The sequence below is a fragment of the Streptomyces rugosispiralis genome (assembly GCF_024505145.1).
GTDB lineage: Bacteria > Actinomycetota > Actinomycetes > Streptomycetales > Streptomycetaceae > Streptomyces > Streptomyces rugosispiralis.
In genome coordinates this window covers 128,251-150,860 of sequence record NZ_JANIAA010000022.1, presented here as the reverse complement: position 1 = coordinate 150,860, position 22,610 = coordinate 128,251, and the positions used below count along the sequence as shown (strand labels likewise).

Here is a 22,610-nt window from a genome sequence, read left to right as displayed (position 1 = left end):
TGTGATCCGTCCGTCAGGTGCGATCGGTGCGGCGGGTGTGGCCCGTATCACGGGCGTACCGCCGGTGTGATCCGTGTCGCCGGTGTGACCCGTACCGCCCTCCGCCCGGCGGCCGCTGTCTGACGGCCGCCGAGCGGGGCACTCGGGGGCCATGGCCGGTACGAAGAGTCCCGAGGACGCGTACACCGCCGCCCCCTTCGTCCCGCGGGGCGCCGACCTGGACGCGCTCCGGGAGGCGGCGGCCGGATGCCACGGCTGCCCGCTGCACCGCGACACCACGCAGACCGTCTTCGGCGCCGGGGACCCGGACGCCCGGGTCGTGCTCGTCGGCGAGCAGCCGGGCGACCAGGAGGACCGGCAGGGCAGGCCCTTCGTGGGCCCGGCGGGCAAGGTCCTCGGCCGGGCCCTGGACGAGGCCGGTATCGACCCGAATGAGACATACATCACCAACGCGGTCAAGCACTTCAAGTTCACCCACGTCCCCGAGCGCGGCAAGCGGCGCATCCACAAGCCGCCGAGCCTGCGCGAGCTCTCCGCCTGCGGGCCCTGGCTGGAGGCCGAGCTGGAGCTGATCGGGCCCGAGGTGGTCGTGGCGCTCGGCGCCACGGCGGGGAAGGCGCTGCTGGGCTCGTCGTTCCGGGTGACCGAGCAGCGTGGGACGCGGCTTGAGGGCGATCCGTCGGGACCGGCGCGCGGCGCCCTGATCGTCCCCACGATCCACCCCTCCGCGGTGCTGCGGGCCGATGACCGGGAGGCGGTGTACGAGGGGCTGGTGGCCGATCTGAGGGTCGCGGCGGAGGCGCTGGGCTGAGCCGGCCCGGACCGCGGTCGTGTACGAGGCCGCCCGGACGCGGTCGCCTACGGGCCCGGGGCACGCGGCCCGGGGCACGGGGGAGCGGGGGCGCTGACAGACCCCCTGGGTATCGTCGATCGCATGCCCCTGCGTTGTGAACTTGACCCCGAGACCACCCCCGAACTGCTCGACTCCGTCTGCTCCCTCTGGGCCGACGTATCGAACGCGGGGGGCGCCGTCGGCTTCGTACCGCCCGTGGCCAAGGACGACATACGCTCCGAGCTGCTCAAGCACCTGGCCGCGATGACGGAGGGCCGGACCCGTCTGCTCCTGGGCCGCGACGAGGACGGCGCGGTGGCTGCCACCGCCTTCTTCACCTTCAACACCCACCGGCTGATGCGCCACTGGTGCTGGCTCTACACCGTGATGGTGCACCCCTCCCACCAGGGCAAGGGATACGGCCGCGCCCTTATGGCCGCCGCCGAGGACGCCGCACGCGATATGGACGGCATCCGGGGCATACGGCTCACCTGCCGGGGCGGCACCGGGGCGGACCTCTTCTATGAGCGGTGCGGCTACAAGGAGGTCGGGCGGGTGCCCGGCGCGATCAAGGTCGCGGACGACGACTTCCGGGACGACATCACTATGTGGCTGCCGCTGAATTGATCAGAAACCGGCCGTGGTTCACTGGGAGGACAGGTTCTTCCGGCGGAAGCCTTCGGAAGCCCCGGAAGACCCCCAGCAGAACTCCCCAGCAGAACTCCCCACAGAACTCCCCGCAGAGCTCCCAGGAGAACTCCCAGGAGAGAGAGGACGAGTCGTGTCCTTCACGCCGAGCGCCGCGTTCCGCTACACCCTCATGCGCCTGGGAATCTTCGTCGGCTCGTTCCTGGTCATCTGGGGCCTGGTCTACTTCCGGGTGCTGCCCTCCGGTCTCGGCAGCTCCAATCTCTTCTGGGTGATGCTGCTCGCGCTGGTCATCTCCGCGCCGCTCAGCTGGATCGTGCTGCGCAAGCAGCGGGACGCCTTGGCCGTCGAGGTCGCCGAGAAGGTGGACCGCGCCAAGGAGCGGCTGGCGGCGAACCAGAGCCAGGAGGACGGCGTCTGACCGGCGCCGGGCTGTAACCCTCCTCACACCACCCCGCACCCTCCACCGACGCCCCTTGGGCCAGTTTCCGCTGGCGCAAGGGGCGTTGATGTCTTTTGACCCCTCAGATGCGCTCGGCCGCCCCCAGGTGCCCTCAGAAGTCAAAGATTTCCTTTGGGTTCCCCAAAGCGGCGGTGTTAACGTACTTGTCATGAAGACAGCAGCCGCGCCCCACATCGCAGCGAGCGTTCCGCTCGTGGCGCGCCTGCACATCGATCTTTGCCGCTGCCTGTCCGCGGCCTGTCGTCGCCGCTGATCCATCTCGCGCACAGCGGCCGGAGATCCCGTACGGACTCCTGGCTTTCTCCCGCCCTCTTACCTCCACCGGAGTGTGTCCGTTGTCGTCCGCCCTCAAGGCGTCCCCCCAGGGGTCGTCGTCCTTCCGCCTGCCCAAGGTGCCCTTCTGGGCGCAGATCCTGCTGGGCCTCGTCCTCGGTGTGGTGCTCGGCTGGATCGCCCGCAGCGGTGATGTCGGCTGGCTGGTCACCACGCTCGACAAGATCGGCACCATCTTCGTCCAGCTGCTGAAGCTGGCCGTCGCGCCGTTGGTGTTCTTCGCGATCCTGATCTCGATCACCAACCTGCGGAACGTCAACAACGCCGCCCGGCTGGCGACCCGCACCCTGCTGTGGTTCATGGCCACCTCGCTCATCGCGGTCGCCATCGGCCTGGCGATCGGCCTGGTCACCAACCCGGGCGCCGGGACCGACCTGACCCCCAAGGACGGCGCCAAGCCCGACCACGCGGGCTCCTGGCTGGACTTCCTCACCGGCATCGTGCCGACCGACGTCATCACCCCGTTCACCGAGCTGAACGTGTTGCAGATCGTCTTCATCGCCGCCGTCGCGGGCGTCGCCGCGCTCCAGCTCGGCGAGAAGGCCCAGCCGATCCTCACCCTGAGCCAGTCGGTGCTCGAACTGCTCCAGAAGGCCCTGTGGTGGGTCATCCGCCTCGCCCCGCTGGGCACCCTGGGCCTCATCGGCACCGCCATCGCCGACTACGGCTGGAACCTGATCGGCAAGTACGCGACCTTCACCGCCGACATCTACATCGGCTGCGCGCTGGTGATGTTCGGCGTCTACCCGCTGCTGCTGGCGACGGTCGCCAAGGTCAACCCCCTGAACTTCTTCAAGGGCGCCTGGCCCGCCATCCAGCTCGCCTTCGTCTCCCGCTCCTCGGTCGGCACGATGCCGCTGACCCAGAAGGTCACCGAGCGGCTGGGCGTCCCCAAGGAGTACGCCTCCTTCGCGGTGCCCTTCGGCTCGACGACGAAGATGGACGGCTGCGCCTCGATCTACCCGGCGATCGCCGCGATCTTCATCGCCCAGATCTTCGATGTGCACCTCGGCGTCGGCGACTACCTCCTGATCGCCTTCGTCTCGGTCATCGGCTCCGCCGCCACCGCCGGCCTTACGGGCGCCACGGTCATGCTGACCCTGACCCTCTCCACCCTGGGCCTGCCCCTGGAGGGCGTCGGCCTGCTGATGGCCATCGACCCGGTCCTGGACATGATGCGGACCGCCACCAACGTGGCCGGGCAGTCGCTGATACCGGTGATCGTCTCGGCCCGCGAGAAGATCCTCGACCACGAGGCGTACGCCCACGCCAGCGCCTCCCCGCTGGAGGACCGCGACGAGCCGGAGCCCCAGCTGGCCGCCGCGTAACACCCGCCGAGCGCCAAGCGGTGCCCCCGGACCTTCCGCGGTCCGGGGGCACCGTGCTGTTTCACTCGCCCGCCGCGGCCTCCCGGCCCACGACGGCCACCACCGGCAGCCGACCGTGGCAAACCTCCCGCGTCAGACGAGCCGGGCGGTGAGCAGGGGGAGGGCGTGGGTGAGTTCGCGTTCCCAGTAGGGCCAGGTGTGGGTGCCGGGGCCGTAGAGGTGGGCGGTGACGGCCAGGCCCTGGGCGCGGGCGCGGCGCACATAGCGCTGGGCCATCTCGCCGAGGCCGCGCTCCAGGGCGTCCTCGGGGCGGTCCGGCGGGTCGAGGGGGCCGGGGGCGCCGTTGCCGCAGGCGACGTAGAGCGGATAGCCGCGGGGGAGCCGGGGGATGAGGGCGTACGGATTGTGGGCGTCCCAGAGCGCGGACTGGGCGGCGGGGTCTCCCCAGAGGGCCATCGGGTCGGCGCCCTGGCCCGTAAGGATGGCCTGGACGCCGGCGGGGTCCAGGGTGGTGTGGATGACCCCGCTGAAGGACGCCGCCGCGCGGAAGAGGCGGGGGTGGCGGGCGGCGTAGGAGAGGGCGCCGAAGCCGCCCATGGACAGACCGGCGATCGCCCGGCGGCCGTTGGCCCGCAGGGCGCGCTCCAGCAGGGGGCGCAGCTCGGCCAGGTGGAAGGTCTCCCAGGCGGGCGGGCCGTAGTGGCCGCCGTTCCACCAGTTGGAGTAGAAGCCGGCGGGGCCGCCCTCGGGGGAGACGATCAGCGCCGGGGTGGCGGCGGTGATGGCCTCGACATCGGTGTTGCGGGTCCACGCCTCCCAGCCGGGGCCCGGGTCGCAGCAGCCGTGGAGCAGGTAGAGGACCGGCCAGCGGTGGTGGGGTCTGCGGTCGTAGCCGGTGGGGAGGAGGACGCGGGCGTGGCCCTCGCGGCCCAGGGCGGGCGAGTCGACCGTCAGGTCCAGGACGCGCTCGCCGACGCGCTCCGCGGCGACGAGGCGTGCGCGGGCGGGCGCCCCGCGTCCGGCAGGGGCTTCCGGGGAACGGGCCTTCGATGCGCCGGGCTCCGGGGCGCCGGGCTCCGGGGAACGGGCTTGTGCGTGGGCGGGGAGGAGCGGTGCGGCGGCCAGCGCGGTCAGCGCGGCGAGTGTGCGACGGCGGTTCGGCATCGTTCGTTCTCCTTCGCGGCACTGCGTTACGGAGCTGAACGGGGCACGGTGCGTGGTCAGTTGAAACTTTGATGTCGTCGGGCGGCCGTGGCAAGAGCGCTGACAGTGGTCCCACGTAGGCTTGTCCGCGATATGTGTGCGGGGGCACGATCGAAGGGGGCGGCCTGCGTGGGCGGGGCGACGGGGAGCAAGCGCGTGCCACGGGCGGTGCGTGAGCAGCAGATGCTGGACGCGGGGGTGCGGGCCTTCGCGCGCAGCGGCTATCAGAACGCCTCGATGGACGACATCGCCGAGCTGGCCGGGGTCTCCAAACCGCTGGTCTATCTCTATCTCAACTCCAAGGACCAGTTGTTCACGGCGTGTATACGGCGGGAGGCCGCGGCGCTGGTGACCGCGGTCCGGGCCGCCGTGGAGCGGGACGCGCCCGCCGACCGGCAGTTGTGGAGCGGGCTGAGCGGCTTTTTCGCGCACACCGCGGAACATCCCGACGGCTGGACGCTGTTGCATGCGCAGGCCCGGACGCAGGGGCGGTCCTTCGCCCGTGAAGTGGTCGTGATGCGGGCGGAGATCGTGGAGTTCGTGACGCAGCTGATCGGCGCGGCGGCGCGGGAGCAGGCGCGCGGCGAGGCACGCGCCCGGACCCTCGCGGGCACCGAGGTGTCCGGGCTCGCGCACGCGCTGGTGGGCGCGGCCGAGTCGCTCGCCGACTGGACGGCGGACGGGCGGGCGGGTGGGCCGTCGGCCAAGGAGGCCGCGGCCACCCTGATGAACTTCGCCTGGGCCGGGCTGGGGAATCTGTTCCAGGGGCAGGGGTGGTCGCCCGAGCGGCCCGGCTGACGGGCAGGGCGACGCCGTACGGGTCGGCCGGACCCTACGCGGCGCAGTTGCCCCGCGTCGGCTCGTCCGCCAGCCGTCCGGCCATCCACTCCAGGGCCGTCGGTATCCCGGTCACCGCCGTGGTGACATGGTCCAGCGGATAGTCCTTCCACTCCACCGGCACACCCCGGGCGCACCAGCGGTCGCGCAGTGCCGCGCCGACCCGGTACGGGATCAGCTCGTCCACCACGCCCTGGTAGAGGTAGACGGGGTGGTCGGGGGTGCGGGTGCCCAAGAAGGAGCCGCGCAGCGCGAGTTGCCAGGCCGGGCTGGCCAATGGGTCCCTTACGGTCACCTCGGACCTGTGCTGGAAGAGCCCGCCGATGGTGCTGAGCGACAGGCAGTTCCGCTTCATGAAGTCCGCATAGCCGCGGCCCCGGTCGTTGAGGTACGAGTCGAGCCGCAGCGCGGGGAAGGCCGCGTCCTGTCCGGTGAGCGCCATAAGGGCGAGCCCGGCGCCCGGTCCGCCGTCGTTGTACTCCAGCGTCGTGGGGAGGTCGGCGGGCACGCCCCCGGCGACCGTGCCCTTCAGCCGCAGCTCGGGGGCGTACGAGGCGTGCAGTTCGGCGGCCCAGCCGGCCGCCTGGCCGCCCTGGGAGTAGCCCATGATGCCCACGGGCGCGGCCGGTGAGAGCCCGGCCTCCGGAAGACGCTGGGCGGCACGCGCCGCGTCCAGTACGGCATGGCCCTCGGACCGGCCGACCGTATAGGTGTGGTCGTCCGGGGTGCCCAGGCCCTCGTAGTCGGTGACGGCCACGGCCCAGCCGCGGCGCAGCGCGAGGTCGATCAGCTGGGCCTCGCTCGAAGTGCCCTGCGGGAACCGGCCGGACACCGCGCAGTCGTCGGCGAGACCGACGGCGCCGATGCCCCAGGTGAGGAGCGGCCGCGGACCCTGTTTGCCGTCGTCGGGGACGAGGACCGTGCCGGAGACGACGTCGGGGCGGCCGGTCGCGGTGGTCGAGCGGTAGGTGATGTGCCATGCCTTGGCGGCGGTCGGCCCCCCGGGCCGGGTGCGGAAGGCGGTGGGGGCGGAGGCGACGATGTCGCCGGGTCTGCCGGGATCGGCGGCCGGGGCGCCCGACGCGGCGGCCGGGGCGGCGGGCAGCGCCGAGGTCAGGGCGAGGGCGGCGAGGGCGGCGAGCACGGTAGTGCGGATGCGCATACGGCTCTCCCAACGGTGCGGGCGGTGCGCCTTGGCGATGCTGAGTCGCTCTGGGAGGACCGTAGGGACGGGCGGGATGTCTGTGGCTGACCGCGGCGCTCAGAAGTGCTGACTCCACGTCTCATGTCGGTATGCGCCCGGTGTTGTCCCGGTCCAGCGCCGGAACGCCCGGTGGAACGCCGTGTCCTCGGAGAAGCCCAGCCGTACGGCCAGATCGGAGATGGGCTCGACCCCGTCGGCCAGGCTGCTGACCGCCTCGTCACGCCGCACGGTGTCCTTGAGCTCCTGGAAGGACGTGCCCTCCGCACGCAGCCGCCGCCGCAGCGTCGCCGGGCTGACCGCCAGCCGGGCGGCGACCTCGGGCAGCTCCGGGAGGTGCGCGGTGTGCCGGGCGCGCGGGCCGTCGGCCGGGCCGCCGCGCGTCCGCAGCGCGCCGGTGAGCGCGTGCCGCACCTGCTCGGCGACGGTCGTCCGGTAGTCGCGGCGGCTGAGCAGCCCGGCGGGCGCGTGCCGCAGCAGCGTCTGGAGCGTGGACTCGTCCTGGACGACGGGGGCGGTCAGCCAGCGGTCGTCGAAACCGGCCGCGGTGCGCGGTGCCCCGAACCGGGGCGAGCAGCCGAAGAGCGGCTCGTAGTCATCGGCGTACGGGGGCGGGGGGTACGCGAACTGGGCCCACAGCAGCGGGATCCGGCGCCCGATCAGCCAGCCCGCGACCCGGTGCCAGATGAGCATGAGCCATTCGGCGACGATATGGCTCTCGGCCGCCGTAAGGGCGTCCTCATGCGGGCCCAGCCCGCCGCGCAGGGCGAACACCGCCTCCCGGTCCCGGCCCGCGGCGCGCTCCAGGGCCAGATCGGGGCCGCCGGGGAAGAGCCGGTAGAAGCGGGCGCCGCGCTCCACCGCCGTGCCGAGGTCGGGGCAGCCCAGCGAGGCGTAGCACATCATCGCGAAGGTGCCGGGCCGGCTGCGGATGGTCCCCAGCCCCAGGAACTCGTCCCCGGTGGCCCGGTGCAGGGCGCGCACCAGCCGGGCGAACTGCTCGGGGGAGACGCGGGCGCGGTCGTCGGTGAGCAGCAGCGGGGGTATCCGGGCCCGTTGGAGCAGGGGGACGGTGTCGAGGCCGAGCCGCTGCGCACCGCGCAGCGCGGCCCGCACATGGTGCACCGTCACCGTCCGCCGCCCGTGCCCCATGGTCAAAACCGTAGCCCGAGCGGGTACGCCGCGTCAGCGGTGCGTCGTGGAGCCCCTACACGGCGTGAGCACCGTAAGGGCGACGTGGGCGCTTCAGGGGGCAGCGTGAACGCTTCGGGGGAGGGCGGCGTGAACGCTTCAGAAGCGGCGGAAGCGTCTCGGGGCGGCGTGATGAAGCGTCTTGAGGAGAGGGCGTGCGGCCCGTACGGGCTATCCTCGACGAGCCCCGGACGGACGTGTGAGAGCGGTGAGCGACATGGCCACGACCCGACGGCCCGCGACGGCCGAATGGCTCGGTCTCGAGCCCCATCCGGAGGGCGGCTGGTACCGGGAGACCTGGCGCAGCGATGTCACGGTGCGGCCACCGGGGTACGACGGCGAACGCGCGACCGCCACGGCCATCTACTTCCTGCTGACTCCCGGTGAGGAGTCCCGCTGGCATGTGGTGCGCTCGGCCGAGCTGTGGCTGTGGCACAGCGGCGGCCCGCTGCGGCTCCGGCTGGGCGGTACGGGCGACGCCCCGGAGGCGGCCCCGACGGAGGTGCTCCTGGGCCCCGATGTCGCCTCCGGCCAGCGCCCCCAGGTCGTCATCCCGCCGGGCGTCTGGCAGGCGGCCCGTCCGGAGGCGGACGAGGAGGCCCTGGTGAGCTGTGTGGTCTCCCCGGGCTTCGACTTCGCCGACTTCCGGCTGCTGGAGGACTGATCGCATCCGGGCGCACGTCCGAGGACCGACCGTCCCCGGGCCCCGAACCGTCCCCGGACTCCTGAACCAGGAGCCCCGTGCCCCCGAACCAGGAGCCTCCGGGCCCCCGAACCAAGAGCCTCCGGGCCCCCGAACCAAGAGCCCCGGAGCCCGAAGCCACGGGCCCAAAAAGGCAGGAGCCCCGCCTCCCCGACAGGCGGGGAGCAGGGCTCCTTGGGTGGTGCTGCTTGATCAGACGGGGCTGACGTTCTCCGCCTGCGGACCCTTCGGGCCCTGAGTGACGTCAAAGGTCACGGCCTGGTTCTCCTCGAGAGAACGGAAGCCGGTCGCGTTGATCGCGGAGTAGTGAACGAAGACATCGGGGCCGCCGCCGTCCTGGGCGATGAAGCCGAAGCCCTTCTCGGCGTTGAACCACTTGACGGTTCCGGTAGCCATAAGCCCTCCTTGGGCCAAAGGGTTGCCCTGCTCCAGAACCTGCAAGAAGTCTGAAAACTACAAAAGCCTGCGGTTACATGCTCCGCAGGCTCTGTACTGCAAGGAAACCAAACTGCAACTTGCGGCGAGCCTAGCACGCTCCGTGTCCGCGAGGAAAGAGCCGAAGATCACGAAAACGAGGGGTTTCCCGAGCCTCTGAGGTGGATAAGATCGCAGGTCGAGCGCTTACGTGCCAGTCAGCGCAAGGCTACCGGACCACCCCGCCGCCATTACCCGGGGCGAGCGGGGCTAGCCTCCGAGACGTGGACAATTCACCGAGTTCCCCCTCGCGGAGTACACAGGACGCCTCAGAAAGCCTCAGACCGCCCGGCGGCCATCGGCGGAGTCGGCCAAGAGTGGGGCACATCCAGTACCTCAATTGCATGCCGTTGTACTGGGGCCTCGCCAGGACCGGATCCCTCCTGGATTTCGACCTCACCAAGGCATCTCCCGACGCCCTGAACGACCTGCTGGTCCGTGGCGATCTCGACATCGGCCCGATCAGCCTGGTGGAGTATCTGCGCAATGCCGACGATCTCGTCGCGCTCCCGGACATCGCGGTGGGCTGTGACGGGCCCGTCATGTCCTGTGTGATCGTCTCGCAGTTGCCGCTGGAGCAGCTGAACGGGGCGCGCGTCGCACTCGGTTCCGCCTCGCGCACCTCCGTACGCCTGGCCCAACTGCTGCTCGCCGAGCGGTACGGACTCGCCCCCGACTACTACACCTGCCCGCCCGACCTCAGCCTGATGATGCAGGAGGCCGAGGCGGCGGTGCTGATCGGCGATGCCGCGCTGCGGGCCAACCTCCATGACGCGCCCCGGCTGGGCCTGCGGGTCCACGACCTGGGCCAGATGTGGAAGGAGTGGACCGGGCTCCCCTTCGTCTTCGCGGTGTGGGCCGCCCGCCGTGAGTACCTGGAGCGGGAGCCGGAGATCGTCCGGCAGGTCCACGAGGCGTTCCTGTCCTCGCGGAACCTCTCCCTGGAGGAGGTCGGCAAGGTCGCCGAGCAGGCGGCGCGCTGGGAGCAACTCGAGGCGTCGGTGCTGGAGCGCTACTTCACCACCCTCGACTTCAGCCTCGGCCAGGCGCAGTTGGAGGGCATCGCCGAGTTCGCCCGCCGTACGGGGCCGACGACCGGATATCCCGCGGACGTCCGGGTCGAGTTGCTGGGCTGACCTTCCCGACCGCACGACCTGCGGTGGATGGCCGGAACACCCCCTAAGCTGGATCGGCGCACGGAGGGGGAGGCAACGCGATGGATCCGCTGGGAGCGGACGATCCGCAGGTCATCGGCGCCTATCGGCTGCTCGGTCGGCTCGGTTCGGGCGGTATGGGCCGGGTCTTTGTGGGCCGCAGCGCGGGCGGGCGCACGGTCGCGGTGAAGGTCGTGCACGCCCATTTCGCGCTGGACGAGGAGTTCCGCGCCCGTTTCCGGCGCGAGGTCGACGCCGCGCGCCGGGTCGGCGGCGCCTTCACCGCGCCGGTCCTGGACGCCGACCCGGAAGCACGTATTCCGTGGGTGGCCACCGGCTATGTGGCGGGCCCGCCGCTCAACCAGGCCGTGTCCGACGAGGGGCCGCTGCCCGAGTCGTCGGTGCGGGCGCTGGGCGCGGGGCTCGCCGAGGCGCTGGCCGCGGTGCATGCCCTCGGCCTGGTCCACCGCGACGTCAAGCCGTCCAATGTGCTGCTCGCGCTCGACGGTCCGCGGCTGATCGACTTCGGCATCGCCCGCGCCACCGAGGGCACGGTGTCGCTGACCTCGACCGGCGCATCCATAGGCTCGCCCGGCTATATGGCGCCCGAGCAGATCCTGGGCGAGAACGTCGAGGGCGCGGCCGATGTCTTCTCGCTCGGCGCGGTGCTGGCGTACGCGGCGACCGGTGAGCCGCCGTTTCCGGGCGACACCTCCGCCGCGCTGCTGTACAAGGTGGTGCACGACGAACCCCGGTTCGGCCGCGAGCTGACCGGAGAGCTGCGCGATCTGGTCGCCGCGTGCCTCGCCAAGGATCCGGCCGACCGCCCCACCCCCGAGCGGATCGTGCGGCGCCTCGCCCCGGAGGACGGCGCCTCGGGGCTGGCGCGGCCGGGCTGGCTGCCGGGGGCGCTGGTCGAGCGGGTGAGCCGGCAGGTGGTGGAGCTGCTCGACCTGGAGGCGGAGGCCATCGCCCCGCCGTCCGCGCCCGAGCCGACCGATGCCCGGCCCTCCGACTCCCGGCCGTTCGATGCCCGGCCCTCCGACTCCCGGCCGTCCGATGCCCGGCCCTCCGACTCCCGGCCCTCCGATGCCCGGCTCTCCGACTCCCGGCCGTTCGATGCCCGGCCCTCCGTCACGGAGCCGCCCGCCGCCGAGCCCTCCGCCGCCGCACCGCCCGCCGAGGACCGCCCGACCCCGCCGCCCGCCCCGGCCCTGGGCCCCGCCCCGGCCGCGCCCACGCTCGGCGCCTTCGGCCCGCCCGACCCGTCGTACGCCGACGGGCTGCCCGGGAGAGACCGGCCCGCCGCCCACCCGCTCCCCGCCCCACCGTCGTCGAAGCCGGGCGGCGGCCGCAGCGTCTCGCTCTCCGCCGCCGTCGGCGGTAAGAACCGCCCCAAGGCGCTGAGCTGCACGCTGGTGCTGTCCGTCGCGGGCGCGCTGGCCGCCGCGACGACCGCCGCCGTGCTCTTCCGGGTGCTCCCCGGCGGCTCCGACGACAGTGCCGACCAGAACGCCGGGAATCCCCGTCCGTCCGCCACGGAACAGGATCAGGGAACCGGGGACACCGGTTCCGGCAAGAGCGATGTGCCCAAGGCGTTCATCGGCACCTGGCAGGGCGATCTGACCTCCGACTCGGGCATCCCGGTGGGCACCCTGACCATCACCTTCCGGCAGGGCCACACCGGGCAGGACGTCGCCAGTGGCCGGGTCAAGCTGTCGGTGCTGCGCTGCGACAGCACATGGAAGCTGGTCTCGGCCGCCCCGAAACAACTCCACCTCGACGCGCGCCTCAAGGGCTCCGAGCCCCAGCAGGGGTGCAGCGACGCCTCGACGGACGAGCAGTTCACCCTCACCTCCGACGGAACGATCAGCTACGAGGCGAAGGACAAACAGGCGGGCGATCCGACGGGCACCCTCCGCAAGATCAAATGAGCGCGGGGCGACGGATGCGATGGGTACAGACGCTGCGGATACGGGGTCACAGGTGTGCCTGACACGTACTCGTACGGGCGTACAGGCCCTGGCGTACTCTGGGTCGGTCCACCCATAAACCTCCGAAAGGTACGCCCCGGTGACCGCAAACGCAGAGGTGCAGGCAGTCCTCGACCGCGCCGCCGACGGGGGTCGGATCACCCCACAAGAAGCGCTCGACCTTTACCGCTCGGCTCCGCTGCACGCGCTGGGGGCCGCGGCCGACGCGGTCCGGCGCCGTCGCTACGCGGGCACCGAGCACATCGCGACGTACATCATCGAACGGAACATCAACTACACCAACGTCTGCGTGACGGCATGCAAGTTCTGCGCCTTCTACGCCCCGCCGAAGGACACCGCGAAGGGCTGGACCCGCGACCTCGACGACATCCTGCGGCGCTGCGCGGAGACCGTCGAGCTGGGCGGCACGCAGATCATGTTCCAGGGCGGCCACCACCCGGACTACGGGGTGGAGTACTACGAGAAGCACTTCTCGGCGATCAAGCAGGCGTTCCCGCAGTTGGTGATCCACTCGCTGGGGGCGTCCGAGGTCGAGCACATGTCGCGGATCTCGGGCGTCTCGGCCGAGGAGGCCATCCGCCGCATCCACGCGGCCGGTCTCGACTCCTTCGCGGGCGCGGGCGCCGAGCTGCTGCCCGAGCGGCCGCGCAAGGCCATCGCGCCGCTGAAGGAGTCCGGTGAGCGCTGGCTGGAGATCATGGAGATCGCCCACAACCTCGGTGTGGAGTCCACCAGCACCATGCTGATGGGCACCGGCGAGACCAACGCCGAGCGGATCGAGCACATCCGCATGATCCGCGACGTACAGGACCGGACGGGCGGCTTCCGCGCCTTCATCCCGTACACCTACCAGCCCGAGAACAACCATCTGAAGGGCCAGACGCAGGCCACCGTCTTCGAGTACCTGCGGATGATCGCCATCGCCCGGCTCTTCCTCGACAACGTGGCCCACATCCAGGGCTCCTGGCTGACCGTCGGCAAGGAGGCCGGCCAGTTGGCCCTGCACTACGGGGCGGACGACCTGGGCTCGGTGATGCTGGAGGAGAACGTGGTCTCCTCGGCGGGCGCCCGCCACCGGTCCAACCGGATGGAGCTGCTCCACCTCATCCGCGCCGCCGGCCGGGTCCCCGCGCAGCGCGCCACGACGTACGAGCACCTGGTGGTGCACGACGACCCGGCGAACGACCCGGTCGACGACCACGTCGTCTCGCACCTGTCCTCGACGGCGATCGAGGGTGGCACGGCCCATCCCGAGCTGACGGTGATCCAGGCGTCCTGATGCTCACGCTCCACGCGGCGCCCGTCGTCCGGGTCGCCCCCGGCGACGCGGCGCCGCTGCACGACGCCGCCGTCGCGGTTGACGGCGACCGCATCGCGGCCATCGGCCCCCTGGTGGAGCTGCGGGAGACCTATCCGCGGGCCCGGGTGCGGGAGTGGCCCGGGGAGCTGGGCCCGGCCCTGGTCCACGAGGGCCCGGTGCCGGACGCGCCCAGCCCGCGGGAGCGGATCCACGCCCTGCTGCGGCGGGGCGCGACCGCCGTCCTCGCCCACCACCTCGGCGACGCCGAGCTGCGCGCGGCCGCCCACCGGGGCGGCATCGCCGTCCTGGACCGGCCGCGCCCGCCCGCCCTCGCCCCGGCGGGCCGCGCCGACCTGGCCGTCTTCGACGCGGACGGCGCCTGCCTGGCCACGGTGGTGGCCGGGCGGCTGGTACACCGGCGCCGCTGAGCACGCCGGGCCCCGGGCGGTGGCGCGGGGCCCGCGAGGTGAACAATGGGGGCGTGAGCCGAGCATCCCTGGACAAGCAGCCGCACGAAGTCGCCGCCATGTTCGACGACGTGGCGGCCAAATACGACCTCACCAACGATGTGCTGTCGCTCGGGCAGGCCCGGCTGTGGCGCAAGGCCGTCGCGCGGGCCGTGGACGCACGCGCCGGTGAGCGGGTGCTCGACCTGGCCGCCGGTACGGGGACGTCCTCGCTGCCGTTCCGGGAGGCGGGCGCCTACGTGGTGCCGTGCGACTTCTCGCTCGGGATGCTCCGCGAGGGCAAGAAACGCCATCCGGGACTGCCGCTGACGGCGGGCGACGCGACCCGGCTGCCCTTCGCGGACGGGGTCTTCGACGCCGTCACGATCTCCTTCGGGCTGCGGAACGTCCAGGACACGCGGGGGGCGCTGGGCGAGATGCTGCGGGTGACCCGGCCCGGCGGACGGATCGTCATCTGCGAGTTCAGCCACCCCACCTGGCAGCCGTTCCGCACGGTCTACACCGAGTATCTGATGCGTGCGCTGCCGCCGATCGCGACATCGGTCAGCAGCAACCCGGACGCGTATGTCTACCTCGCCGAGTCCATCCGCGCCTGGCCGGACCAGCCCGGCCTCGCCGCCCGGCTGCGGTCGGCGGGCTGGGAGCGCCCGGCCTGGCGCAACCTCACCGGCGGCGTGGTGGCCCTCCACCGGGCGTACAAGCCGTAAGGCGGCCGGTAACCGGGACACAAGCCGTAAGGCGGCCGTACGAGCCGTAAGGCGGCCATGAGCGCTCCCGGGCCAGGGGGCGGCCCTTCGCGACTGCCGGAGTGTGGCCCCCCATAGACTGCAACTGTCCAGTGCCCGGCGCGACCGGCACGCCGTTACCGAGGCTTGGGGAGACCCCGCGTGAGCGAGACCGCACCCACCGAGAGCGCGTCCTCCGGGATCTCGGAGCGCAGCGCCGATGTGATCGTCGTCGGCGCCGGGCCGGCCGGCTCCACCACCGCGTACTACCTCGCCAAGGCGGGGCTGGACGTGCTGCTGCTGGAGAAGACGGCCTTTCCGCGCGAGAAGGTGTGCGGTGACGGCCTGACCCCGCGCGCCACCAAGCAGCTCGTGTCCATGGGCATCGACATCTCCGAGGAGGCGGGCTGGCTGCGCAACCGGGGTCTGCGGATCATCGCCGGCGGGGTGCGGCTGCAGCTCGACTGGCCGGAGCTGGCCGCGTACCCCGACTACGGCCTGGTCCGTAAGCGGGACGACTTCGACGAGCAGCTGGCGCGGCAGGCTGGTAAGGCCGGGGCCCGGCTGTACGAGCGCTGCAATGTGGGCGCCCCGATCATCGACGGGCGCACCGGCCGGATCACCGGGGTCGAGGCCAAGCTGGGCGAGGAGAAGACGCCCGTCACCTTCCATGCGCCCCTGGTGGTCGCCGCCGACGGCAACTCCACCCGGCTCTCGCTCGCCATGGGGCTGCACCGCCGCGAGGACCGTCCGATGGGCGTGGCCGTGCGGACGTACTTCACCTCGCCCCGCCATGACGACGACTACCTGGAGTCCTGGCTGGAGTTGTGGGACCGGCGCGGCGCGGAGGACCGGCTGCTGCCCGGCTACGGCTGGATCTTCGGCATGGGCGACGGCACGAGCAATGTGGGCCTGGGCGTCCTCAACACCTCGTCCTCCTTCAAGGAGCTCGACTGGCGCGAGATCCTCAAGGCGTGGTGCGCCTCGATGCCGGAGGACTGGGGCTACACCCCGGAGAACATGACCGGCCCGATCCGCGGCGCCGCGCTCCCCATGGCCTTCAACCGGCAGCCGCACTACACCCGCGGGCTGCTGCTCGTCGGGGACGCGGGCGGCATGGTCAACCCGTTCAACGGGGAGGGCATCGCCTATGCGATGGAATCCGGGCAGATCGCCGCGGATGTGATCGTCCAGGCCCATGCCCGCGCCACCGCCTCCCAGCGCGAACTGGCCCTCCAGCGCTACCCGAAGGTCCTCAAGGACACCTACGGCGGCTACTACACGCTGGGCCGGGCGTTCGTGAAGCTGATCGGCAACCCCAAGGTCATGAAGCTGGCGGCACAGCGCGGGCTGACGCATCCGATGCTGATGCGGTTCACGCTCAAGCTGCTGGCGAATCTGACGGATCCGACGGGCGGCGACGCGATGGACCGCATCATCAACGGCCTCACCAAGGTCACCCCCCGCGCCTGACGCCTGTGGGGGCTCCGGCTCGACCGCAGGGCGGCCGGCGCCCCGAAGGGGCGCGAGGAACTGCGCGACCAGCCACAACGGAGCCGCGGCTGACCAACAACGCATCGCGCACCTACAGACGTATTGCGGGCCCCCAGCGGAGCGCTACGCGCCGGGCCCGCCGCTCGCGATGACGCCGAGCGGCGCCCGGCCCGCGTCCGTCAGCCAGGCCATCCGGCCGATCCCCTCGGCCGACATGGCCGGCATCAGCACCGAACCGCCCAGGTCCTGCCCCCTGGCCACCACCGCGTCGCAGTCCGTCACCTCGAAGTACGGCAGCCACTGCGGCGGTGTCGAACGGCCCTCCTGGAGCTGGGCGACGCCGCCGAAGGAGCCCTCCCGGCCGGCGCCGGACGTCATCAGCACCGTGTACGACCCGCCGGGGAAGGACATCTCCTCGGTGTCCCAGCCGAAGATCTTGCGGTAGAAGGCGAGATCCTTCGCGGGATCGGGGGAGTGCAGCTCGGTCCAGCACAGGGTGCCGGGGTCGCTGACCGCGTCCAGCCCCGCCGTCCTGCCGGGCTGCCAGACGGCGAAGCGGGCGCCGCCGGGGTCGGTGAACTGGGCCATCCGCCCCTCCTCGAAGACGTCGAACGGAGCGAGCCGCACCGTGCCGCCCGCCTGCTCGACGGTCTTGGCGGTCGCCTCGGCGTCGGGGGTGTGGAAGTACGGCGTCCAGGCGGAGCGCGCACCCTCCTCGGTGAGCGGTCCGACGGCCGCGACGGTCTTACGGTCCAGGGTGAAGAAGCCGTACCCGCCCGCTTCGGGGCCTGCCGACTCGAAGCGCCAGCCCAGCAGGGAGCCGTAGAAGGCCACGGCCGCTTCGGTGTCGGGGGCGCCCAGATCGAGCCAGTTGGGGGCGCCGGGGACGTAATCGGTGGTGAGCATGGGGCGCTCCTTCGACGGTAGGGCGCGAAGGCGCAGGAGAGTTCTGCGGAAGAGTTCTGCCGGGGATTGCCTCGTTCTGTCCGGGACTGCCTCGTTACTCAGTCTGGCACCGGGCACCGACAGCCGCCGCCGGGCTCGACATGACGTCGCCCTGAAGCGGTGGTGACAATGAAGGCAGGGGGCGCCGTGTGCGCCAGCCGCGGCGACGCCGGACCGATGGGGCCCACGGGGCCGGATCCACCGCCGGTGGGCCTGGCAGGAGGTACACCATGACAAAGGCAGCGGACATCATGCACCCGGGCGCGCAGTGGGTACCGGAGAACGAGACGGTGCTGCGTGCCGCCCAGCTGATGCGAGAGCTGGGCGTGGGGGCCCTGCCGGTCAGCGACGCCAACGAGCGGCTGTGCGGCATCGTCACCGACCGCGACATCGTCGTCGGATGCATCGCGGAGAGCGCCGACCCCTCGGGGACGCCCGTCGGGGCGCTCACCAAGGGCACCCCGCGCTGGATCCCCGCGGACGCCGATGTCAGGGACGTCCTGCGGGAGATGGAGGAGCACAAGATCCGCAGGCTTCCGGTGATCGACCAGAACAAGCGGCTGGTCGGAATGATCTCCGAGGCGGATCTGGCCCATCACCTCAGCGACGACCTCCTCGGCAAGTTCGTGGAGAAGGTCTACGCGCAGTAGGGAGGGAAGGACGTGAGGCCGCCGTTCACGGCGGGAACGGCGGCCCCAGGGTCCCAATGCCGGCACATGACCGGCGGCTGTCTTGGCGGGTGCCTTACAGCACGCGCACGGCCCCGGTGGGCATGTCGTAGTCCAGCGGGCGCTCGACGATCCCGGTGCTCGAGTTCTGGGCGCCGATGAACTTGCCACCGCCGATGTAGACGCCGACGTGGTACGCGCTGCCCGCGCTGCCCCAGTAGAGCAGGTCGCCCGGCTGCAGGGAGTCCAGCGAGACCGAGGTGCCGGCGGTGGACTGGTCCTGCGAGACCCGCGGCAGGCTCACGCCGACCTGCTTGAAGGCGGCCTGGGTCAGGCCGGAGCAGTCGTAGGAGGACGGACCGCTGGAGCCGAGCACGTACGCCTTGCCCAGCTGCGCCTTCAGGAAGCTGATCAGGGTCGCGGCATTGCCGGAGGCGTTGCTGACACTGGCGGTGGTGGAGAGCGTGGTGCGCTCGGCGGAGCGGGACGCCTTGGCTGCCTGGGCCTTGGCCTCGGCCGCACGCTTGGCGGCCGCCTTACGGGCCGCCTCCCGGGCTTCCTTCGCCTTGCGGTCGGCCTCCGCCTTGGCCTTCTTGGCGGCGATCTTCGCGTGGGCGGCCGCCTGGTCCTTCTGGGCCTGGAGCTCGTAGTCGGACGCCGCCTGCTGGGTGGCGTCCGCGGTCTGGGCGGCCGTGCTCGCCAGCGTGGCGCTGACGGTCGGCATCTCCAGGGTGGACTCGGCGGGAGCGGCGTTGTTCTCCGTGGCGGAGGCGGGCACGGCGGCACCGGCCACCGCGAGGGTGAGGAAGCCACCGGTCACCCCTGCGCGGAGCGCACGCGTCGACGCGGCACGGCGGGGCTTCCGGTGGCTGGGTATGTGTGCGACTGGGGACATAGGTCACTGGCTACCAGGGCCCTAAGCCCCAGATCAACAAAAGTGGGGTGCGCCACATTTGACGTGCACGCGACCAAAAAACGGGCCAAATGATCTCCACAGCCCACTCACCCGGCCTGCCGGAATTTCGCGATCATGTGTCTACGCACGGCATTTGAGGGCCAAACCGGGACAGCGCGGGACCTACCACCGATGCGGCCCGCGTACAAAGGGTTCCCGTGAAATCTAGATCCACAACCCGTCTGGGCGTGGGATACCTCACTCGCTCCGACCCGCTCGTGAACGCGTGCGCGGAGCGGTGATCGCGAGCGTGCGCGAACCCGTGATCAATCGTCCCGGGACGAAGGTCACTCATGAGGATGGAAGGCGCGTATCAGCTGACGCTGTCCAGAGCAAATTTGCATGTATGTACCATGTCTTGGTAAGGGCGCAACGCGCTTACCTGTGATGACGTCTCCGAATGTCACGTCTCGTGGTCGTTCGGATGCTTCATGTACAAGATCACCGCTCATCCGACTTCATGATCCTTCGTCAGGTGGTGGAGATCACAAAGACGTTGCCGTACCCCGTGTCGCAGATCACAGACCGACGGGCATAGGATGCAGGCGAAACGGGCTTGTGAACTGCCTCACATGTGCGCGATCTTCGTGGGGCGGCGGCATGTCCGTGCGGTCCGCCAAGCAGTCATCGTCGACTGAAGGGAGCGAGGACGGTGAACGCATACGCGCCCATCCTCGTACTGGGAGCCCTCGGGGCAGGTTTTGCGATCTTCTCGGTTTTCATGGCCGCGATCATCGGCCCCAAGCGCTACAACCGGGCCAAGCTCGAAGCCTATGAGTGTGGCATCGAGCCGACGCCGCATCCGGCCGGCGGTGGGCGCTTCCCCATCAAGTACTACCTGACGGCGATGCTCTTCATCGTCTTCGACATCGAGATCGTCTTCCTCTACCCCTGGGCCGTCACGTTCGACGCCCTCGGCCTGTTCGGGCTCGTGGAGATGCTCCTCTTCGTGCTCACGGTCTTCGTCGCCTACGCCTACGTCTGGCGGCGCGGCGGCCTGGAGTGGGACTAGTGGGACCAAAGGGGCTCTAGAGGAGATAGGGGAAACATCGCATGGGTATCGAAGAGAAGCTCCCGAGTGGGTTCCTGCTCACCACCGTGGAACAGGCCGCCGGGCTGGCCCGTAAGTCCTCCGTCTTCCCGGCCACCTTCGGCCTGGCCTGTTGTGCCATCGAAATGATGACCACCGGCGCGGGGCGCTACGACCTCGCGCGCTTCGGCATGGAGGTCTTCCGCGGCTCGCCCCGCCAGGCCGATCTGATGATCGTCGCCGGGCGCGTCAGCCAGAAGATGGCCCCGGTGCTGCGCCAGGTCTACGACCAGATGCCGAACCCGAAGTGGGTCATCTCCATGGGCGTCTGCGCCTCCTCCGGGGGGATGTTCAACAACTACGCGATCGTGCAGGGCGTCGATCACATCGTCCCGGTCGACATCTACCTGCCCGGCTGTCCGCCGCGGCCCGAGATGCTCATGGACTCGATCCTCAAGCTGCACGAGAAGATCCGCGAGGAGAAGCTCGGCGTCAATCGCGAGCGTGCGGCCCGTGAGGCGGAGGAAGCGGCGCTGAAGGCGCTGCCGACGATCGAGATGAAGGGGCTGCTGCGTTGACTGAGGCTAATGGGGTCAACCCCGGGGCCAACGGGGTCAACCCGGACAAGGACCTCAACGCTGAGAACCTCCCCGGCCGCCGCGGCGACCAGGGCGAGCCCATCCGCGTCCAGCGCGGGATGTTCGGCGCCAACAACGGCGGCGACACCACCGGCTACGGCGGGCTGGTGCGCCCCGTACGGCTGCCGGGGCAGGCCACCCGGCCGTACGGGGGCTGGTTCGACGAGGTCGCCGACGAGCTCGAGGGCGCGCTCGAGGAGCAGTCGCTGCTCCCGGAGAACGCGATCGAGAAGACCGTCGTGGACCGCGGTGAGCTGACCTTCCACATCGCCCGGGAGCACCTCCCGCGGGTCGCCCGGACCCTGCGTGACGACCCGGCGCTCCGCTTCGAGCTGTGCACCGGCGTCAGCGGAGTCCACTTCCCCGGCGACAAGGGCCGTGAGCTGCACGCCGTCTACCACCTGCGGTCGATCACCCACGGCCGGATGATCCGGCTGGAGGTGAGCGCCCCGGACAGCGATCCGCACATCCCGTCGATCGTCGATGTCTATCCGACCAACGACTGGCATGAGCGCGAGACCTACGACTTCTTCGGCCTGATCTTCGACGGTCATCCCGCGCTGACGCGGATCATGATGCCCGACGACTGGCAGGGCTTCCCGCAACGCAAGGACTACCCGCTCGGCGGCATCCCCGTCGAGTACAAGGGCGCCCAGATCCCGGCTCCGGACCAGCGGAGGTCGTACAGCTGATGACTGCCCCCCATGCAACGCCTTCCGCGTCCGCGCGCGAGACGACCGAAGGCACCGTCTACACCGTCACCGGCGGCGACTGGGACGAGGTCGTGGCCGCCGCGGCGAAGGCCGACGACGAGCGGATCATCGTCAACATGGGTCCGCAGCACCCCTCCACCCACGGAGTGCTCCGGCTGATCCTGGAGATCGACGGTGAGACGGTCACCGAGGCCCGCTGCGGAATCGGTTATCTGCACACCGGAATCGAGAAGAACCTCGAATTCCGGAACTGGACGCAGGGCACCACCTTCGTGACGCGCATGGACTATCTGACGCCCTTCTACAACGAGGCGGCGTACTGCCTGGGCGTCGAGAAACTGCTCGGCATCGAGGACCAGATCCCGGACCGCGCCTCGGTGATCCGGGTGCTGCTGATGGAGCTCAACCGGCTCTCCTCGCATCTGGTGGCCATCGCCACCGGCGGTATGGAGCTCGGCGCGACCACCATCATGATCTACGGCTTCCGGGACCGCGAGCTGATCCTGGACGTCTTCGAGTTGATCACCGGTCTGCGGATGAACCACGCGTACATCCGGCCCGGCGGGCTCGCCCAGGACCTGCCGCCGGGGGCGGTCGACCAGATCCGGGCCCTGCTGAAGACGATGCGGAAGAACCTGCCCGAGTACGACAAGCTCGCCACCGGGAACCCGATCTTCAAGGCCCGGCTGCAGGACGTGGGCTACCTCGACCTCGCCGGCTGCATGGCGCTCGGCGTGACCGGCCCGATACTGCGGGCCACCGGGCTGCCGCACGACCTGCGCAAGTCCGATCCGTACTGCGGCTACGACACCTACGACTTCGAGGTGCCGACCGCCGAGACCTGCGACGCCTACGGCCGGTTCCTGATCCGGCTGGAGGAGATGCGCCAGTCGCTGCGGATCGTCGAACAGTGCCTGGAGCGGCTGGAGCCGGGCCCGGTGATGGTCGCGGACAAGAAGATCGCCTGGCCCGCGCAGCTCGCGCTCGGCCCGGACGGCCTCGGCAACTCCCTGGACCACATCAAGAACATCATGGGCACCTCGATGGAGGCCCTGATCCACCACTTCAAGCTGGTGACCGAGGGATTCCGGGTCCCGCCAGGACAGGCGTACACGGCGATCGAGTCGCCCAAGGGCGAACTGGGCGCCCATGTGGTCAGCGATGGCGGCACCCGCCCGTATCGCGTCCACTTCCGCGACCCGTCCTTCACCAATCTGCAGGCCGTGGCGGCGATGTGCGAGGGCGGCCAGGTCGCCGATGTGATCGTCGCTGTCGCGTCCATCGACCCCGTGATGGGAGGAGTGGACCGGTGAC

General features: G+C 70.9%; 23 protein-coding genes. 17 read left to right on the top strand and 6 right to left on the bottom strand.

Annotated features, from left to right (window positions below; all coding sequences use genetic code 11):
• Window positions 1–151: 151 nt before the first annotated feature.
• From NP777_RS28490 to NP777_RS28475, 4 genes are all read left to right on the top strand, one after another.
• The gene (locus NP777_RS28490) at window positions 152–811 is read left to right on the top strand and encodes a UdgX family uracil-DNA binding protein (RefSeq protein WP_256653023.1); all 660 of its coding nucleotides are present in this window, start codon (window positions 152–154) and stop codon (window positions 809–811) included.
• A 123-nt stretch (window positions 812–934) separates the two neighbouring features.
• Window positions 935–1,459: a GNAT family N-acetyltransferase gene (locus NP777_RS28485; protein WP_256653022.1), complete on the top strand. Its 525-nt coding sequence runs from the start codon at window positions 935–937 to the stop codon at window positions 1,457–1,459.
• 154 nt (window positions 1,460–1,613) lie between these two features.
• Window positions 1,614–1,901 (top strand): DUF4229 domain-containing protein, encoded by a 288-nt coding sequence (locus tag NP777_RS28480; protein ID WP_256653021.1) that lies wholly within the window; start codon window positions 1,614–1,616, stop codon window positions 1,899–1,901.
• 377 nt (window positions 1,902–2,278) lie between these two features.
• On the top strand, window positions 2,279–3,604 hold the full coding sequence (locus NP777_RS28475; RefSeq protein ID WP_256653020.1) for a dicarboxylate/amino acid:cation symporter: 1,326 nt from the start codon (window positions 2,279–2,281) through the stop codon (window positions 3,602–3,604).
• Window positions 3,605–3,736: 132 nt separating this feature from the next.
• Here NP777_RS28475 and NP777_RS28470 read toward each other — a convergent pair whose 3' ends face one another.
• A complete protein-coding gene (locus NP777_RS28470; RefSeq protein ID WP_256653019.1) occupies window positions 3,737–4,768 on the bottom strand; it encodes an alpha/beta hydrolase in 1,032 nt (343 codons plus the stop codon).
• A gap of 132 nt (window positions 4,769–4,900) precedes the next feature.
• Between NP777_RS28470 and NP777_RS28465 the strand changes: the two genes are divergently transcribed.
• Complete coding sequence (locus NP777_RS28465) at window positions 4,901–5,605, top strand: TetR/AcrR family transcriptional regulator (protein ID WP_256653018.1); 705 nt, start codon at window positions 4,901–4,903, stop codon at window positions 5,603–5,605.
• Window positions 5,606–5,639: 34 nt separating this feature from the next.
• Here the strand turns inward: NP777_RS28465 and NP777_RS28460 are convergent, their stop codons facing one another.
• Window positions 5,640–6,806: a lipase family protein gene (locus tag NP777_RS28460; protein ID WP_256653017.1), complete on the bottom strand. Its 1,167-nt coding sequence runs from the start codon at window positions 6,804–6,806 to the stop codon at window positions 5,640–5,642.
• A 99-nt stretch (window positions 6,807–6,905) separates the two neighbouring features.
• On the bottom strand, window positions 6,906–7,997 hold the full coding sequence (locus tag NP777_RS28455) for an AraC family transcriptional regulator (protein WP_256653016.1): 1,092 nt from the start codon (window positions 7,995–7,997) through the stop codon (window positions 6,906–6,908).
• Window positions 7,998–8,253: 256 nt separating this feature from the next.
• Between NP777_RS28455 and NP777_RS28450 the strand changes: the two genes are divergently transcribed.
• A complete protein-coding gene (locus tag NP777_RS28450; protein WP_046084240.1) occupies window positions 8,254–8,700 on the top strand; it encodes a cupin domain-containing protein in 447 nt (148 codons plus the stop codon).
• Between the two features lie 231 nt (window positions 8,701–8,931).
• Here the strand turns inward: NP777_RS28450 and NP777_RS28445 are convergent, their stop codons facing one another.
• Window positions 8,932–9,135, bottom strand: coding sequence for a cold-shock protein (locus NP777_RS28445; protein WP_014054052.1), 204 nt, complete (start codon window positions 9,133–9,135; stop codon window positions 8,932–8,934).
• Between the two features lie 302 nt (window positions 9,136–9,437).
• Here NP777_RS28445 and NP777_RS28440 point away from each other — a divergent pair, with 302 nt between their 5' ends.
• From NP777_RS28440 to NP777_RS28415, 6 genes are all read left to right on the top strand, one after another.
• Window positions 9,438–10,349 carry a menaquinone biosynthetic enzyme MqnA/MqnD family protein gene (locus tag NP777_RS28440; RefSeq protein WP_391858593.1) on the top strand — a complete coding sequence of 304 codons (912 nt, stop codon included), beginning with the start codon at window positions 9,438–9,440 and terminating at the stop codon, window positions 10,347–10,349.
• A gap of 80 nt (window positions 10,350–10,429) precedes the next feature.
• Window positions 10,430–12,301, top strand: a complete 1,872-nt coding sequence (locus NP777_RS28435; protein ID WP_256653014.1) for a serine/threonine-protein kinase — start codon at window positions 10,430–10,432, stop codon at window positions 12,299–12,301.
• A 139-nt stretch (window positions 12,302–12,440) separates the two neighbouring features.
• Window positions 12,441–13,640, top strand: a complete 1,200-nt coding sequence (mqnC, locus tag NP777_RS28430) for a cyclic dehypoxanthinyl futalosine synthase (protein WP_256653013.1) — start codon at window positions 12,441–12,443, stop codon at window positions 13,638–13,640.
• The gene (locus NP777_RS28425) at window positions 13,640–14,089 is read left to right on the top strand and encodes an imidazolonepropionase-like domain-containing protein (protein ID WP_256653012.1); all 450 of its coding nucleotides are present in this window, start codon (window positions 13,640–13,642) and stop codon (window positions 14,087–14,089) included. The genes mqnC and NP777_RS28425 overlap by 1 nt, the downstream gene beginning before the upstream one ends.
• A gap of 53 nt (window positions 14,090–14,142) precedes the next feature.
• A complete protein-coding gene (locus NP777_RS28420) occupies window positions 14,143–14,835 on the top strand; it encodes a demethylmenaquinone methyltransferase (RefSeq protein ID WP_256653011.1) in 693 nt (230 codons plus the stop codon).
• 180 nt (window positions 14,836–15,015) lie between these two features.
• Window positions 15,016–16,326, top strand: a complete 1,311-nt coding sequence (locus NP777_RS28415) for a geranylgeranyl reductase family protein (protein WP_256653010.1) — start codon at window positions 15,016–15,018, stop codon at window positions 16,324–16,326.
• A 144-nt stretch (window positions 16,327–16,470) separates the two neighbouring features.
• On the opposite strand, the gene NP777_RS28410 is transcribed toward NP777_RS28415, so the two are convergent.
• Window positions 16,471–17,253, bottom strand: a complete 783-nt coding sequence (locus tag NP777_RS28410; RefSeq protein WP_256653009.1) for a VOC family protein — start codon at window positions 17,251–17,253, stop codon at window positions 16,471–16,473.
• 269 nt (window positions 17,254–17,522) lie between these two features.
• On the opposite strand from NP777_RS28410, the gene NP777_RS28405 reads away from it, so the two are divergent.
• The gene (locus tag NP777_RS28405) at window positions 17,523–17,942 is read left to right on the top strand and encodes a CBS domain-containing protein (RefSeq protein WP_256653008.1); all 420 of its coding nucleotides are present in this window, start codon (window positions 17,523–17,525) and stop codon (window positions 17,940–17,942) included.
• 94 nt (window positions 17,943–18,036) lie between these two features.
• Here the strand turns inward: NP777_RS28405 and NP777_RS28400 are convergent, their stop codons facing one another.
• The gene (locus NP777_RS28400; protein WP_256653007.1) at window positions 18,037–18,855 is read right to left on the bottom strand and encodes a C40 family peptidase; all 819 of its coding nucleotides are present in this window, start codon (window positions 18,853–18,855) and stop codon (window positions 18,037–18,039) included.
• 712 nt (window positions 18,856–19,567) lie between these two features.
• Between NP777_RS28400 and NP777_RS28395 the strand changes: the two genes are divergently transcribed.
• The 4 genes from NP777_RS28395 to NP777_RS28380 are packed head-to-tail and all read left to right on the top strand — an operon-like array spanning window position 19,568 to window position 22,609.
• Window positions 19,568–19,927: an NADH-quinone oxidoreductase subunit A gene (locus NP777_RS28395; protein WP_020869381.1), complete on the top strand. Its 360-nt coding sequence runs from the start codon at window positions 19,568–19,570 to the stop codon at window positions 19,925–19,927.
• Window positions 19,928–19,968: 41 nt separating this feature from the next.
• Entirely contained in the window at window positions 19,969–20,523 is a 555-nt protein-coding gene (locus tag NP777_RS28390) for a NuoB/complex I 20 kDa subunit family protein (RefSeq protein WP_198279837.1), read from the top strand.
• On the top strand, window positions 20,520–21,275 hold the full coding sequence (locus tag NP777_RS28385) for an NADH-quinone oxidoreductase subunit C (RefSeq protein WP_191067560.1): 756 nt from the start codon (window positions 20,520–20,522) through the stop codon (window positions 21,273–21,275). Before NP777_RS28390 ends, NP777_RS28385 begins: the two co-directional genes overlap by 4 nt.
• The gene (locus NP777_RS28380; RefSeq protein ID WP_256653006.1) at window positions 21,275–22,609 is read left to right on the top strand and encodes an NADH-quinone oxidoreductase subunit D; all 1,335 of its coding nucleotides are present in this window, start codon (window positions 21,275–21,277) and stop codon (window positions 22,607–22,609) included. Before NP777_RS28385 ends, NP777_RS28380 begins: the two co-directional genes overlap by 1 nt.
• The last annotated feature ends 1 nt before the right edge of the window (window position 22,610 follow it).

Excerpts from the sequence above, each read along its gene's own strand:
- NP777_RS28490 (WP_256653023.1), top strand. The coding sequence starts at position 152 with ATGGCCGGTACGAAGAGTCCCGAGGACGCGTACACCGCCGCCCCCTTC.
- NP777_RS28485 (WP_256653022.1), top strand. The coding sequence starts at position 935 with ATGCCCCTGCGTTGTGAACTTGACCCCGAGACCACCCCCGAACTGCTC.
- NP777_RS28470 (WP_256653019.1), bottom strand. The coding sequence starts at position 4,768 with ATGCCGAACCGCCGTCGCACACTCGCCGCGCTGACCGCGCTGGCCGCC.
- NP777_RS28465 (WP_256653018.1), top strand. The coding sequence starts at position 4,901 with ATGTGTGCGGGGGCACGATCGAAGGGGGCGGCCTGCGTGGGCGGGGCG.
- NP777_RS28460 (WP_256653017.1), bottom strand. The coding sequence starts at position 6,806 with ATGCGCATCCGCACTACCGTGCTCGCCGCCCTCGCCGCCCTCGCCCTG.
- NP777_RS28455 (WP_256653016.1), bottom strand. The coding sequence starts at position 7,997 with ATGGGGCACGGGCGGCGGACGGTGACGGTGCACCATGTGCGGGCCGCG.
- NP777_RS28450 (WP_046084240.1), top strand. The coding sequence starts at position 8,254 with ATGGCCACGACCCGACGGCCCGCGACGGCCGAATGGCTCGGTCTCGAG.
- NP777_RS28445 (WP_014054052.1), bottom strand. The coding sequence starts at position 9,135 with ATGGCTACCGGAACCGTCAAGTGGTTCAACGCCGAGAAGGGCTTCGGC.
- NP777_RS28435 (WP_256653014.1), top strand. The coding sequence starts at position 10,430 with ATGGATCCGCTGGGAGCGGACGATCCGCAGGTCATCGGCGCCTATCGG.
- NP777_RS28425 (WP_256653012.1), top strand. The coding sequence starts at position 13,640 with ATGCTCACGCTCCACGCGGCGCCCGTCGTCCGGGTCGCCCCCGGCGAC.
- NP777_RS28410 (WP_256653009.1), bottom strand. The coding sequence starts at position 17,253 with ATGCTCACCACCGATTACGTCCCCGGCGCCCCCAACTGGCTCGATCTG.
- NP777_RS28405 (WP_256653008.1), top strand. The coding sequence starts at position 17,523 with ATGACAAAGGCAGCGGACATCATGCACCCGGGCGCGCAGTGGGTACCG.
- NP777_RS28400 (WP_256653007.1), bottom strand. The coding sequence starts at position 18,855 with ATGTCCCCAGTCGCACACATACCCAGCCACCGGAAGCCCCGCCGTGCC.
- NP777_RS28390 (WP_198279837.1), top strand. The coding sequence starts at position 19,969 with ATGGGTATCGAAGAGAAGCTCCCGAGTGGGTTCCTGCTCACCACCGTG.
- NP777_RS28380 (WP_256653006.1), top strand. The coding sequence starts at position 21,275 with ATGACTGCCCCCCATGCAACGCCTTCCGCGTCCGCGCGCGAGACGACC.